This window comes from Candidatus Amarolinea dominans (assembly GCA_016719785.1).
GTDB lineage: Bacteria > Chloroflexota > Anaerolineae > SSC4 > Amarolineaceae > Amarolinea > Amarolinea dominans.
The window spans coordinates 69,600-83,749 of record JADJYJ010000008.1; the positions used below are offsets into that span (position 1 = coordinate 69,600).

General features: G+C 58.8%; 12 protein-coding genes, 1 tRNA gene and 1 pseudogene. 6 read left to right on the forward strand and 8 right to left on the reverse strand.

Annotated features, from left to right (window positions below):
• Nucleotides 1–140: 140 nt before the first annotated feature.
• Both IPM84_11545 and IPM84_11550 read right to left on the reverse strand, forming a co-directional pair.
• Complete coding sequence (locus IPM84_11545; protein ID MBK9093392.1) at nucleotides 141–989, reverse strand: ABC transporter permease; 849 nt, start codon at nucleotides 987–989, stop codon at nucleotides 141–143.
• Nucleotides 982–1,980 carry an ABC transporter ATP-binding protein gene (locus IPM84_11550; GenBank protein MBK9093393.1) on the reverse strand — a complete coding sequence of 333 codons (999 nt, stop codon included), beginning with the start codon at nucleotides 1,978–1,980 and terminating at the stop codon, nucleotides 982–984. Before IPM84_11550 ends, IPM84_11545 begins: the two co-directional genes overlap by 8 nt.
• A gap of 183 nt (nucleotides 1,981–2,163) precedes the next feature.
• Between IPM84_11550 and ychF the strand changes: the two genes are divergently transcribed.
• Nucleotides 2,164–3,234, forward strand: coding sequence for a redox-regulated ATPase YchF (gene ychF, locus IPM84_11555; GenBank protein ID MBK9093394.1), 1,071 nt, complete (start codon nucleotides 2,164–2,166; stop codon nucleotides 3,232–3,234).
• 51 nt (nucleotides 3,235–3,285) lie between these two features.
• On the opposite strand, the gene IPM84_11560 is transcribed toward ychF, so the two are convergent.
• The gene (locus tag IPM84_11560; protein MBK9093395.1) at nucleotides 3,286–3,774 is read right to left on the reverse strand and encodes a hypothetical protein; all 489 of its coding nucleotides are present in this window, start codon (nucleotides 3,772–3,774) and stop codon (nucleotides 3,286–3,288) included.
• Nucleotides 3,775–4,014: 240 nt separating this feature from the next.
• Between IPM84_11560 and IPM84_11565 the strand changes: the two are divergent.
• The 3 genes and pseudogenes from IPM84_11565 to IPM84_11575 all read left to right on the forward strand — a co-directional run bounded on the left by IPM84_11565 (nucleotide 4,015) and on the right by IPM84_11575 (nucleotide 7,519).
• Nucleotides 4,015–6,517, forward strand: a pseudogene (locus IPM84_11565) (NTP transferase domain-containing protein).
• 6 nt (nucleotides 6,518–6,523) lie between these two features.
• The gene (locus tag IPM84_11570; protein ID MBK9093396.1) at nucleotides 6,524–7,405 is read left to right on the forward strand and encodes a prolipoprotein diacylglyceryl transferase; all 882 of its coding nucleotides are present in this window, start codon (nucleotides 6,524–6,526) and stop codon (nucleotides 7,403–7,405) included.
• Between the two features lie 41 nt (nucleotides 7,406–7,446).
• Nucleotides 7,447–7,519 (forward strand) — tRNA-Arg (locus IPM84_11575).
• A gap of 129 nt (nucleotides 7,520–7,648) precedes the next feature.
• Here IPM84_11575 and IPM84_11580 read toward each other — a convergent pair.
• The 5 genes from IPM84_11580 to IPM84_11600 form a co-directional block, all read right to left on the reverse strand.
• Complete coding sequence (locus tag IPM84_11580) at nucleotides 7,649–8,644, reverse strand: prohibitin family protein (GenBank protein ID MBK9093397.1); 996 nt, start codon at nucleotides 8,642–8,644, stop codon at nucleotides 7,649–7,651.
• Between the two features lie 371 nt (nucleotides 8,645–9,015).
• A complete protein-coding gene (locus tag IPM84_11585; GenBank protein ID MBK9093398.1) occupies nucleotides 9,016–9,822 on the reverse strand; it encodes an RNA methyltransferase in 807 nt (268 codons plus the stop codon).
• Between the two features lie 120 nt (nucleotides 9,823–9,942).
• A complete protein-coding gene (gene rplT, locus IPM84_11590; GenBank protein ID MBK9093399.1) occupies nucleotides 9,943–10,296 on the reverse strand; it encodes a 50S ribosomal protein L20 in 354 nt (117 codons plus the stop codon).
• Between the two features lie 166 nt (nucleotides 10,297–10,462).
• Nucleotides 10,463–10,672: a 50S ribosomal protein L35 gene (gene rpmI, locus IPM84_11595; GenBank protein ID MBK9093400.1), complete on the reverse strand. Its 210-nt coding sequence runs from the start codon at nucleotides 10,670–10,672 to the stop codon at nucleotides 10,463–10,465.
• A 147-nt stretch (nucleotides 10,673–10,819) separates the two neighbouring features.
• Complete coding sequence (locus IPM84_11600; protein MBK9093401.1) at nucleotides 10,820–11,305, reverse strand: translation initiation factor IF-3; 486 nt, start codon at nucleotides 11,303–11,305, stop codon at nucleotides 10,820–10,822.
• A gap of 406 nt (nucleotides 11,306–11,711) precedes the next feature.
• On the opposite strand from IPM84_11600, the gene IPM84_11605 reads away from it, so the two are divergent.
• Together IPM84_11605 and IPM84_11610 are read left to right on the forward strand one after the other, a co-directional pair.
• The gene (locus IPM84_11605) at nucleotides 11,712–12,860 is read left to right on the forward strand and encodes an RNA polymerase sigma factor (protein MBK9093402.1); all 1,149 of its coding nucleotides are present in this window, start codon (nucleotides 11,712–11,714) and stop codon (nucleotides 12,858–12,860) included.
• 607 nt (nucleotides 12,861–13,467) lie between these two features.
• Complete coding sequence (locus IPM84_11610; protein MBK9093403.1) at nucleotides 13,468–14,130, forward strand: RecX family transcriptional regulator; 663 nt, start codon at nucleotides 13,468–13,470, stop codon at nucleotides 14,128–14,130.
• The last annotated feature ends 20 nt before the right edge of the window (nucleotides 14,131–14,150 follow it).

Genomic DNA, 14,150 nt, shown 5'->3' on the forward strand with positions numbered 1-14,150 from the left:
TTCCAAATGTAGCCTGGTTTTTAACCACAGAGATCACAAAGAACGCAGAGAGGTTGCCGATTTGCGTCTGATCTGCCGTTTCTTTGTGTTCTCTGTGCTCTTTGTGGTTGAATGTGTGCTACATTTGGAACTGCTGCGGATTAATAGTGCGCCAGGCTGCCGTCAATCTTGGCCCAGCGCACCGCCTGTTTGAAGGTGAATAGACTGAACGGAACCAGGATCAGGCAGAAGACGATCAGGGCGCCGATGTCGGGCAGCAGGACCGACCAGGACGCATCAGTGAGCAGCGCGTTGCGCATCGCGCGCAGCGCATAGGTGACCGGGATCAGCGCGGCAAAAAATTGCAGCCATGACGGCAGCAGTTCGACCGGATAGTAGACGCCGCCCAGCAGCAGCCCCACCCCACCGACAATGGTTGTCACCGGGTCTCCCCGCTTCGTCACCATGATGAAACTGGCGGCCATGATACCCAAGCCACTGAAGGCCACGATGGTCAATACCAGCACCACGAGCGCGCCCAGGTAGTTGGCGTTGCCCAAATCGGCGCCAAACACGAGCGTGCCCAAGAGAAGATAGATGAACACGCGCAAGGTGGTGAAGAGATAGTCCCACAAACAAGATGAAATGATGATCGTCGGCAGGTCCGTGGGGGTGAGCAGCATCGCCTCCAGGGTGCCGGTGATCTGCGCATCGCGCAAATTTTTGGCGAAACCGGAGATGGCAATCGTGAAATAGAGGCTGAACGCCACGCCGATCAGCACAAAGGCGAAATAATCGCCGTTGTACGCGTCCAGGGAGGGCTGGCGTTCGCCGTCCACCAGGCGGGCCAGAAAATAAAACATGAAGACGTTGAGAAAGATACCGACCAATTGCAGCAGGAATGACAGTTTGTAACTCAGTTCGATGATGAAGTCGCGGCGCAAGAACCAGCCGGCTTTGCCCAAACGCTGAACAAGGGGGGATGGCAGACGCACAGTCCAGTTATTCATGGCTTTGTTCCTGTGTCAGCGTGACGAAAAGCTCTTCGAGAGAGACCTCTTCGTGCCGCACGGTCTGGATACAACCGCTGGCGGTGACAATGCCGGTGATGGCATCGGACAGCAAATGATCGTCGGCGACGGTGAGCACGAGATGCACGGCGCCGTTGGCGGCCGCTTCCTGGTGCAACGTTGGAATCTGCTGGCAAAGCCGATCTACCTGCGCCGGTGTCAGGCCCTCCACCGTCAAGTGATAGCGATGGCGTGCTTGCAGCGCCTGGCGCAGGTCGGCCAGGGTGCCCACGGCTTGCAGGCGTCCCTTGTGCATGATCCCCACCCGCGCACACAGCTTGGCCGCTTCGTCCAGGCGGTGTGTGGTGAGAAAGATGGTCATGCCCTCGCGGGCCAGCAGTTCATCCTGGATCAGGCTGTGCAGTTGGCGCGTGGAGTTTGGATCGAGGCTGCGGGTGGGTTCATCCAGGAAAAGGATACGCGGGCGGTGCAGAATCGCCCGTGCAATGCTCAGGCGCTGGCGCATGCCGCTGGAATAGGTCTGAAAACCCGCATCGCCCACCGCGCTCAGCCCCAACTGGCTCAGCACTTCATTGACCCGTGGCGCAATGTGCTGCTTGGGCAGATTGCACAGTGCGGCAAAGAACTCCAGATTCTGGCGGCCGCTCAGGCGCCAGTAAAAGCTACGTTCATCGCCGGTGGACATGCCTATCTGGTCGCGCACGTGGTCAGACTGCGTCACCAGGTCGAAATCGCCCACGCGGGCGCTGCCAGCGGTGGGCAGAATCAGCGTACAGAGCAGCTTCACCAGGGTGGTCTTACCGGCGCCGTTGGGGCCGAGCAGGCCAAACAACTCGCCCGCCTGGACGCTCAGCGTGATATGGCTCACCGCTTCCGGTGTCGAATCGGTGTGCTGGCGCAGCCAGCGCCGCACGCCGTTGGTTGGGGGATAACGTTTGCTCAGATCATGCGTCTCAATCGCCAGTGTCAAACGATACGCTCCCGTTGTGTTGAGTGCTATGCATGGCCCAAGTATACTGGTATCGGGGAGCCTGTCAAAGCCCTCCCACTCCGTTGCTGTATCTTTGGGCGAATGTGCAAGTTGTGTTAAACTCTGACCCAATCAGTGCGCGAGCGCACACTCAACCTACGAACACGACGAGATTTCTACACGATGAATATCGGCATCATTGGTTTACCGAGTAGTGGCAAGACCACCATTTTCAACGCGTTGACGCATGGACAGGCCGAAACAGGCACCTACCATGCTGGCACCTTCAGTGTCAACATGGGCGCCGTCAACGTCCCTGACTTGCGTGTTGATAAACTGAGCGCCATGTACAAACCACGCAAGACGGTCTATGCACAGGTGCAGTTCAAAGATGTGGCCGGCATCGAAGGCGGCAGCAGCAAGGGCAGCTCATTGGGCGGTCGGCTGCTCAATGAATTGGGCGCCAACGACGCCCTGCTGCACGTGGTGCGTGCCTTCACCAACCTGGCGGTGCCGCACCCCAATGGCAGCGTCAACCCGCGGCGTGACTACGAGGCGATGGAAACCGAGCTTATTTTGTCGGACATGGCGGTGATCGAGAAACGCCTGGAGCGCCTGCAAAAAGAACGCACACGCAGCGAACAACCCCTGGAGCTTCCGCTCATGCAGCGCCTGATCGCACACCTGGAAGCGCAGAAACCGCTGCGCAGTATTGATCTGACCGCGGAGGAAGAGAGACTGCTGCGCAGCTACAGCCTGCTCAGCTTGAAGCCGATGGTCATCGTGCTCAACGTCAATGACGATGCCGATGCCAACGAAGCCGAGCAGCAACTGGGCGCGCTCCTGGGCAGGGAGATCTTGCTGCAACTGCGTGGCAAGTTAGAGATGGAATTGGCGCAGATGGATACCGCGGACGCGGCCATGTTCCTGGAGGAATTCGGACTGAGCGAGCCGGGGTTGGATCGTGTCATCCGCGCGGGCTACGACCTGCTGGGCGTGCAGTCGTTCTTCACCGTGGGCGAAGATGAAGTCCGGGCCTGGACCGTCAGGCGGGGCGCGCCTGCCGTCGAAGCGGCCGGGGTCATTCACTCAGACCTGGCCAAGGGTTTCATCCGGGCTGAGGTGGTGTCCTACCAGGACTTGATTACCACCGGTTCCATTCCGGAGGCGCGCCGGGTGGGCAAATTCCGCCTGGAAGGTCGGGATTACATCGTCAAAGATGGGGATATTTTGCACGTGCGCTTCAATCTGTAAGATTGAGTAGGGGCGCACCCTTGCGGTCGCCCCCGCGGGCAGGCTTGTTGGCTACGGCGCCATGATGGCCTCAAACCCCGGCAGGTTGGCGTCACGCACCTGGTCGAGAAGGTCCTGCAGCAGCGCCGGCTTGCCTTCCACGTGTTGGATCAGGCGTTGAATACGCTGCGTCTGGCTCATGGCAGGGACAAACTGGCTGAAGACCGCACGATAATGGTCGTAGCAGAAAATCTCGAATTCATCTGCCGTAAAGGCGCCTTCCAACAAGCGACGCAGTTGCGTCGAGTTCAACAAGGCCGGCGCTGGGCTGGCGGGCGCCGGGAACGGCGCCGGATCTGCATCCCGCCGGGCGATCTCTGATTCCAGTTCGGTGATGTGCCTGCGAATGGAGCGCAACTGATTGCGTAGTTCAAGGCTGGCGAACTCTTCGCCGCCAAAAAGGATAGCCGTGTGTACCTGGAAGGCTAGATTTTCTTGCTGCTGTTGCAATAGAAGACGCAGCGTGGTCAGATCGAAATGGCGCAGGTCTGATTCAGGCATGAAAAATCCTCTCAGTGATCGTCAATGACATGGCAAGTGATGCAGAAAAGCTGTATGGCAACCCTATTGTAACCCACCTGCTAGACAACGTCAACCAAGTCCTTTATGACGGACAGAGCGGCGTTCGTCCGCCATCCAGCGCACGAGTCTGTCTCTGTGCCATGATGTATGTAAGCGGCTTGCTCAGCGGTCGCGCAGCGATGTACTGGTCAGATCGGTTAAACCGGAGGTAATGCTTTTATGAAAGCCGTTGTCATGGCGGGAGGAGAAGGCTCCCGTCTGCGGCCCTTGACGATCGGACGCCCAAAACCGATGGTGCCGATAGTCAATAAGCCGGTCATGCAACACATCCTGGAATTGCTCAAACGTCACGGCTTCACCGACATCGTGGTGACGTTGCAGTACATGGCCGACTACATTCAAGACTACTTTGGCAATGGTCAGACCTACGGCGTGAAACTTCAATATGCCATCGAAGAGGCGCCCCTCGGTACGGCCGGCAGTGTGCGCAACGCCAGTGCCTATTTGGATGGCACCGACCCCATCCTGGTCATTAGCGGCGACGCGTTGACCGACTTCGATCTGCCACGTATCGTGCAGTGGCACCGCCAGCGTCAGGCGTTGGCGACGATGGTGCTCTACCGTGTCCCGAATCCATTGGAGTATGGCGTCATTGTGACCGATGACGAAGGCCGCGTCACCCGTCTGCATGAGAAACCGAGCTGGGGCGAGGTCATGTCTGACACGGTCAATACCGGCATCTATATTTTCGATCCGGCCATCCTCGACGTGATCGAACCAGGGCACAACGCGGACTGGAGCAAAGACATCTTCCCGCGGCTGCTCGAAAAGGGTGCGCCCCTCTACGGATATGTCGCCGAAGGCTACTGGTGTGATATCGGCAATCTCACCAAATACCGGCGTGCTGCCGCCGATGTCCTTTCCGGCCGCGTACGGCTTGGCCCGTTGGGTCAGAATCGCGGGGGCGATGTGTGGACCGGAGAAAACGTTGAGATTGCCCCTGACGCCCAACTCATCGGCCCCATCTACCTGGGCAATGAGGTCAAGATCAAGGGCGGCGCTGTCGTTCACGGCCCCACCTTCATTCGCGATTACACCATCGTAGACAACCGCGCCCAGGTAGATCGCAGCCTGGTCTGGCGCAACTGCTACATCGGCGAAGGCGCTGAGCTGCGAGGCACCATCGTCTGCCGGCAATCCACCATGAAAGCCAAGAGCGTGCTCTACGAAGGCAGCGTCATTGGCGATGGTTGCGTCATCGGCCAGGGCGCGGTCATCCATAGCAATGTGAAACTATGGCCGAGCAAAGAGGTGGAAGCAGGCGCCACTGTCAAATCCTCCATCATCTGGGGCAGCCAGGGTCGTCGCGTGCTCTTCGGTCGCTTCGGCGTGACCGGTGTCGTCAACGTGGACCTGACCCCTGATTTTTGCGCCCGGCTGGGATCAGCCTTCGGCGCCACGCTGCCCAAAGGCGCTTACGTCACCATCAACCGCGACCCGCACCGCAGCCCGCGCATGTTGAAACGCGCCATCATTTCAGGCGTGCCCTCATCAGGCGTCAACGTGTGGGACCTGGGCAACGTGCCGGTGCCGGTCGCGCTACTTCACCCGCGTGACCGAGGCCCTGGGCGGCGTGCATGTACGCTTGTCGCCACACGACCAGCGCGTGGTGGATATTCGGTTCATGGATGCCGACGGGCTGAATCTTAGCAAAGAGCGCGAACGTAACATCGAACGCACCTTCTTCCGCGAGGACTTTCGCCGCGCGTACATGGACGACATTGGCACGATCGAATACCCTGGCCTGGTCATCGAACGCTACGCGACCGGCTTCATGAAGGCGCTGAACGTGGAAGCCATCCGCAGTGCGCGCTTCAAGATCGTGATTGACTATGCCCATTCGCCAAACTCCGATGTCTTACCTCCTCTGCTGGCCAACCTCAATGTGGATGTGGTTCCGCTCAACGCCCGTGTGGATGCGCTGAAGATCGCCGTGCAGCAAGAGGACTTCGAGGCCAACCTGCGCCAGCTTGCCATCATTGCCGGCGCGCTCAACACCAACCTGGGGCTGCAGTTGGATGTGGCCGGCGAAAAAATCTTCCTGGTTGACAACCACGGCCACATGCTGGCGGACACGACGGCCGCCATGCTGATGGCAACCCTGGCCTTGCAGAGCAAAGGCGCTGGCACCATCGTCGTGCCGATTGACGCCTCGCACGCCTTCGAGTGCCTGGCCGATCGTTACGGGGGCAAAGTGGTGCGCACGCGTGCTGACCTGCATGCCCTGATGATCGCCGCGCAAGAGCCAGACGTGATCCTGGCGACAGATGGCGCCGGCAACTTCATCTTTCCCGAGTTTCAGCCGGTCACTGACGGCTTGATGGCCACGGCCAAACTGCTCGAATTCCTGGCTACACAGCAGGAGCCGCTGTCGGACCTGGTGAACGGTCTGCCGGAAATCTACATGGAGAGCAGCCGCGTGGCCTGTCCGTGGGAAATCAAGGGCAGCGTCATGCGCCGCCTGACCGAGATTCACCATACCGGCGAGATCCAGGAAGGTATCAAGCTAACTTATGGCGAGCGTGAGTGGGTGCTGATCCGACCGGACCCCGACTATCCCCACATCATGATCACAGCTGAGTCAACCACCTCAGAAAAGCTGACGCGTCTCCAGGAAAGATTTCAGCTTGAGGTGCGACGCCTGCGCGACTTGACGGAATAGCGGGCGTTGCCGCCCTTACTTGTCATCGGGCCTTTGCACATCGCCTGGTACAGCTTGGCGATGACTGGCGGCTTATGCGCGGCGCTGGCCTGGCTGGCTTGGGCCGATATCGAACGCCAGCGCCTGGCCGCTGAGCGGCCTCATTCTCATCATCACCACGTACCCGGCAATCGCACCCTTCATGACCGTTTTTTGCGCCTGGCGCCTGGCTGGCCGGCAGCCCTGCGTCGCGCCGTGGATGATGCCCTCCCGCTGTTCCTGATCGGGCTGGCCTGTGGGCGGGTGGTTTTTGTGCTGGCGCAGTGGCCGTACTTCGGCGAGCATCCCCTGCAAGCCCTGCGCCCCTGGGAGGGCGGCCTCTCGGCCCACGGCGCGTTGGCCGGCGGCTTGGGCTTGCTGGCCTGGCGGGCGCAGCGCCGGCCAGGCGGATGGGCCATTGCCGATCGCTACACGCCTCCTCTGCTTTGGCTCCAAACTGCCGCCTGGCTCAGTTGCTGGTGCGCCGGCTGTGCCTTTGGGCGTCCGGTGGACATTGTGCGCTGGCCGGGGCTGGCCGTGTTCGATTGGCCTGACATTTATGGCGTCTTGTTGCCCCGCGTGCCGGTGCAAGGTCTGGGGGTCATCATCAGCCTCGCGTTGCTGGCGGGCGCGTGGTGGTTTAATCAACGACAGGGCGCGCCGGGCGCGCCGGGCGCGCTGGCGGGCGCCGTCCTGTTCCTGGGCGCCCTGGCAGACGCCGGGTTACAACTTCTACGCGCGGATGAAACCTGGCTTTGGTTCGGTCAACGGGCCGCGTTGGCGGCCGATCTGCTTTTCATGGCGCTCGGTGCGGCCTGCTTCGTTCTGGCCTGGCGCAGGCGCTTTGCCCAAAAGCAGCTTTCATGCTAAACTTGCCTGGGCGCGGGTCATCGAGACCCCACGAATCGTCTGCCCTCGTAGCTCAGGGGATAGAGCGTCGGTTTCCTAAACCGTGTGTCGCAGGTTCGAGTCCTGCCGGGGGCGCTAAAACACAAAGCCGGGTCATTCGCCCGGCTTTGTGTTTTCGTGAAACTTCCTTGCTTTGTAACTGCTCAGGCTGCGTGCCGTCGCGGAGCGATTGAAATCGCGCCGGCGGCGGCGCCAATTTTCGCTTTACTGCGGAGGGTTGGCCGCCCCGCCCTTCAGTTGATCCAGGTTGACCAGGAAGGGGCTGCCTGACGGCAGAAGCATCACCGTGATGTTGGGCGCCAGCTTTTCGATGTAGCGATAAACCAGCAGGTTGTCGTTCGTGCCGATCTGCTCGTTGACCAGGCGCAGCGCCTCTGCTTCGCCCTGTGCGCGCAAAATGGCAGATGTCTTGACGCCTTCGGCCTCGATCCGTTTGCGTTCAGCCTCCTGCTGTTCACGCTGCAGGGTGAACTGCATTTGCTCGGCCTGCTGCTGCGCGATCTGCTTCTGCTCGATGGACGTGGCGTAGTCATCGGTGAAGTTGACATTACGAATGTCGAAGGCCAGCAAGAGCAAGCCCTCTTTTTCGAAGCGCTCGCGAATCATTTTCTCGATCTCAACCTGAATCGCGGCCCGTTTCGTGCCGTAGACATCGGTCACCTTGTTCTGCGACACCATCAAGCGCACAATCGAGCGAATCGTGGGGCGTACCAGGATGTTTTCGTAGTCGCGCAGGTTGTTGTGGATGTCCGCGGCCCGCGCCGGGTTGAGCTTGAAGCGCGTGGACGAGTCAATACCCACCTGCAGGCCTTCGGACGTTGGCGACCACAACGAGTCGTCGCCTTGCACCTGGCCCTCATTGGCCACCTTAGTCATGGTGTAGACCTGTTCCAGGGTGCTGTAACGATAAACAGTTTCCACGTAGGGCACAATGAAGTTGATGCCCGGATACTGCGGCAGATTGCGGGTGCCGCTGATAGCATTGAAGACGACACCGACTTCGCCGGCATCAATCACCACCACGCCCGCGCCCAGGGTCATCACAATGAGGGAGATGACCAGCCATCCGACCAGCAACGGCGGGGAGAGACGGGCTGACGTCGTGCCGCGGCTGCGGCCAATGACCACGTTGATGACATACGCGAAGAAAGCCAACAACAACAGCCAGCCAAACATGCTTAGTGCTCGTGCAATTAACATAGAGACTCCTTGAATTTCGATCGGGCCATAGACGAGATCAACGATGCCTCATCTTGGCCGCGCAGCTTACGCTTTTTACATGATTTGGGAGAGATCGCCAGCAAACAAGCATCATTGTACCACATCTCGCACGAAAAGGCTGTCCATGGGCTGTCAAACAACCGCTAATTCCCTGGCGCGCTGACCTCGAAACTTGCGCCAGATTCATTCGTATTCATGAACGCGTGCAAAGCAAAGTGCGCACAAGGCTGCAGACGATGCCCATGTCCAAGTTGGCGGGCAAGGTCGCGCAGTTCATGCCGCAGGTGGGTGGTCGCGGCAGCAGCGGGGGGACGAACATCAACCTGGGTAACCTGCTGGGCGGGAACTAATCATCCTGGCGGCGGACGCCTGTGATCGCTTTGTCGCCGTTGGCGGGCGGACTCGAAGCAAAAAACGGCCGCGGCCACGGCAGCGTTTAGCGACTCAGCTTGCGCGATCGGAATCGTCACCGTACCCACGGCCAGGCGCCGTGCGTCGGCACTGGCGCCCGCTCCTTCATTGCCAATGATCAGCGCGGTGGGCAGGCGCCAATCCACGGCATCATACAGCGTGTCGCCGTGTGCATCCGCCAGCCAAACCTGGCGACCGGTGACCGCGGCGGCCATATCCGCCCACGTCTCCACGCTGCGCACCGGCAGGTACAGATGCGCGCCCATGGCCGCGCGCACCACCTTCGGGTTGTAGATATCCACCGAGCCAGGCGCCAGCAGCACGCCGGCACAGCCCGCGGCCAGGGCCGTGCGCAGGATTGTGCCCAGGTTACCCGGATCACTGAGCGCGTCCAGCACCAGCAGCAGGCCGGCGGCCGGAAATGGCCGGACTTGCGGCCAGGACGCCACCGCCATGATGCCCGGCGAGGTGGTCGTGCCGCTGATGGCATCCAGCACCTGCGTGTGGGTCTCTTCGCACACGACCTGTTGGGCACGCAGCCGTGTGAGCAGCGCCGCGGCGCGTGGATTGGTCAGACGGGCGGGTGCGTAGAGAACAAACTGTAGGGGCAGATGGGCGTCCAGGGCTTCTTCGAGCAGGCGCACGCCTTCCAGGCACCACTGCTGCGCCTCCTCGCGTGACCTGCGCTCCTGCAGCAAGGCCCGTATCAGCTTCACGCGCGCATTACTCGAACTGGTGATCACCATACGAAGCTTTCTCAGGCCTCCGACCGGGGGCGTGAACCGCGGGGGGCAGGCGCCTGCTGCAAAAACACCGCGCCAGGTATTGCACTGGCGCGGTGTTGACTTGAAGATGGGAAACAGATGTTAGAGAGACTGTTTGGCAACATCAACCAGGCGAGCAAAGACGCTTGCATCGCGGACGGCCAGCTCGGCCATCATCTTGCGGTCAATGTCCACCCCGGCCTTTTGCAGACCGTAGACAAAGCGACTGTAGGACAAACCGTTTTGGCGGGCAGCCGCGTTGATGCGTGTGATCCACAAGGCGCGGAATTGACGCTTACGGTTGCGGCGGTCGCGTGTGGCATAGAACAACGACTTGAGCATTGCCTCATTGGCGCGACGGAAAAGGCGATGACGTGTGCCAAACTGGCCTTTCATCATCTTCAGAATCTTCTTGTGTCGCTGCCTGGCCGGGACGCCTCGTTTTACTCGTGACATTACTTTCTCCTCGGATGGCGGCTATGGCCTGGGGTCACATAGCACTTCGTACTGGCCACCCCATATCATGATTTAGGTGTTACTTATGACCTGTCAAGAAACAACTTTCTATTCTTGTGTCCGTGTTCTGCCGGGACAGAAGCGGGAATCTGTTTTTGACAAGCCCTTATTTGTGTTGCAGGTATGGAGCCAACTTCTTGACCCGCTTGATGAAAGCAGTCGCTTTGACCGTGACGGTGTCGCCGTAATCACTCTTCAGGCTCGGCGACTTCTTGCGCTTGAGGTGCCCTTGCCCCTGAATGCGACGCAAGAGCTTGCCGCTTCCCGAAAAACGGAAACGCTTGGCTGTTGATTTATGCGTCTTCAACTTTGGCATACGAACTCTCCCTTAATCTCTCTTCGTTTCATCTTCCCATTTGCACACACAAGCAGAGCGGTGTCAGGTCAGCCCTGTGTGACCCGTCTTGCTCTGCTTGTGATCAGCGGCTGTTGCATCCGCGGCCACTTTTGCCGGCCGGGCGGTTTAACTTTCCCTGGGCATCAGAATCATCAGCAGGCTGGTTCCTTCCATTGACGGTGCTTGTTCAATGGCGGCAATGTCGCCCAGCTCCTGCGCTACGCGATCGAGCATTTCTCTGGCCACTTCTGGATGAGTAATCTCACGTCCACGGAAACGAATACGAATCTTGACCTTATTGCCCTCACTGATAAAGCGGCGGGCATCACGGATCTTGAAGGCCACATCGTGTTCGCCGGTCTTAGGACGCAAGCGTAGCTCTTTGACCTCGATCTGCTTTTGGGATTTGCGGGCATCACGTTCTTTCTTGGCTCGTTCGTACTGATACTTGCCAAAATCCATCAAGCGGCAGACCGGCGGTATAGAATTAGGAGCGACCTCCACCAGATCCAGGCCCTTTTGCCGAGCCAGGATCAAGGCGTCGCGTACCTGCAAAACACCCAGTTGCTTACCTTCATCATCTACAACCCGCACTTCGCGGGTGCGAATCATCTCGTTGACACGTAGCTGCAGTTTACTGCTAATTGCGCCCTCCTCAGAAATATGTAACTCAATTCTTGAACGAACCGATGTTTAGCCAAGCGACTATAGCATAATCAAGCAGGTGTGTCAAATCCTTTTTTTGAGCCTGTCTGCCGGCATTTGTCAATTTTCAGGAAAATCATACTACTGGCCCTGCGCCAAATCATTTACAACGGTTGTCTCATCTGTTATAAATGCACACGATGTAAGATAGAGTTTATTCACCATAAATAATCTACGTGGGCGTCATTGCGAGCCGTACTTTGGCAAAGCGATCTCCCGTTTTTGTGGGTCATAAACTTTGATGTTGTCGGTTTGTCGCCGCATCACTTGTGGTTTTGCACCGAGACAAGGGAGGAACGCACCGGTGAACGAGATGAGAATTGGTACAAACAAGCCGCTTGCCGCGCTCAGTCTGCTCAGAGACGAGTCGCTTGTCACTCTCGGACGCGCGCCGGACAGAACCGGACGCGAGACCGGCGTCGAGACAGAAGAACTCGACGCCGACGAGCAGATGATGTACGAACTATCGCTGGCACCCATGCGCAGGCGCCCCTCCTCACACAAGGCGCTTGACGACAATGACATGGATGACAACGACCTGCCCGGTCTATCACACTCCGAAACCGAAGATTCCATCAGCCTCTATCTCAAGGAAATTGGGCGCGTGCGACTCCTCACCGCCGAAGAGGAAGTTGATTATGCCCAGCGCATCGAACAAGGATACCTGGCCCGTTGCGAATATGGCATCAGCCCATGTGAATCGGTGCGCCGTGAAGAGCTGATGCACCTCATGTTTGACGGCGTGCGAGCCCAGGATTGCCTGATCAAGGCGAACTCGCGGCTCGTCGTCAGCGTCGCGAAAAAATATGTCGGGCGCGGTGTGCCGTTCCTGGACTTGATTCAAGAGGGCAACATCGGCCTCATTCGTGCCGTCAAGAAGTTCGACCACCACCTCGGCTACAAATTCTCTACCTATGCCACCTGGTGGATTCGGCAGGCGGTGACTCGCGCCATTGCCGACCAGGGGCGCACCATCCGCGTCCCTGTCCACATGTATGAACAGATCAACCGCGTCACCCGCACCGCTCATGATCTGACGCAGCAACTGGGCCATGATCCGTCCCCGGAGGAGATTGGAGCCGAGTTGGACATGGCGCCCACCAAGGTGAAACAGGTGATGCAGGTGGCCGAGCGCCCGTTGAGCCTGGAGATGACCATTCACGAAGAGGACGATGCGTCGCTCACCGATTTTATCGAAGACGAAGAAGTGGCCTCGCCCGCGTTCACAGCCTCACGCCAACAACTGCGTGATGTTCTCAATGAGGTTTTGGATACCCTGACGCCGCGCGAGGTGCGCATCCTGCAACTGCGCTTTGGCCTGGTAGACGGCTATAACTACACCCTGGAAGAGGTGGGGCGCAAGTTCGGCGTGACGCGCGAACGCGTCCGTCAGATTGAATCGCAAGCCCTGGGGCGGCTACGTCATCCCAGCCGCAGCCGCAAGCTGCGCGACTATCTGTGACCGTCCAACCTTAGCATATGCAGACAACTTGATTTTTTGCGTCGTATCGTGTAAACTATGTTGACCATCTGGTACTTCTGTAAAATAAGGTCCGGATTGAACGTTGGCTGGTATTGTCAACGTCTAAACAATCTGTGACAAGCGACAACCGACGCAAAGCGCTGGACACAGCTATCTCCAGCCTGACAAAACGCCAGGCGCAGGTCTTTGCCGGACAACCTGCCTGGCCGCGTGACACCACAGCCTATTCGCCAGCCGCCGATGACCGTCGCAACGGGGCTGGCTGGTTCGTCAATTTTGCATGCTTTCGTCCGTATTCAGGGACTTTGTGACCCGTTTCTTTCGCTTTTTGGATCAACGCCCTACAGGACATGATGCAACCATGGTCTGCACCATGATCGTTCGTTGTTGGGAAAGCCAGTAGTCCCTGTTGCTTGAGTGCGTTCGAAAATACAAGCGGCCTTGTGTACCGATGCGTTGGCCATACGCGTATGGCCGGCAGAGGCCATTTCGTTTTTATCCGCCTCAAGATGAGAGATGCCGATCGGCGTAGCCATAGCTGTGGATGAGCCACAGCTATTTTTGTTGGCGCAGAGGTTCGAAGACCGTGAAAGCAAAGACGATTACGGCCCTGGTGTTCCAGAAAACAGCGCATGACCGTGTCAATGTCTTTCTGGATGGGGCATATGCGTTTGCGTTGACCGCCATCCTGGCAGCACCGTTGCAGATTGGGCAAACCCTGCATGAGCAGGAAATTGACGCGTTGCGCGCAGCCGATGCGCAAGAACACGCATGGGATCTGACCCTGAAGTTCCTGAGTTATCGCCCGCGCAGCGAGGCCGAGGTTCGCCGCTACCTGGCAGGCAAGGGGCTGGACGCCACGGCCACCGATCAACTGATCGAGCGTTTGTATCGGCTGGGTTACCTGAACGACGAGTCCTTTGCCCGTGCCTGGGTTAGCAGCCGCCATACGCTGCGTCCCAAAGGCGCACGCGCGCTCCAGTATGAGCTGCGCAGCAAAGGCGTGTCCCCGGAGATCATTGCAGACGCCCTCGCCGGCCTGGCCGCCGATGAGGACGCCTACGCTGCCGTGAGCAAACCCGCGGCGCGCTGGCGCACATTGGACGATAGGGCGTTTCGCCAGAAGGTGCAAGCCTTCCTGGCGCGTCGCGGATTTGATTATGATATTATTCAGAAGACGGTTAATCGCCTGCTGCATGAGGTTGACGGCGCAGGTACCGTTGAGCCACTTGAGGAAGAAAACGAATAGTGCGATCGGCCCTTATCAGG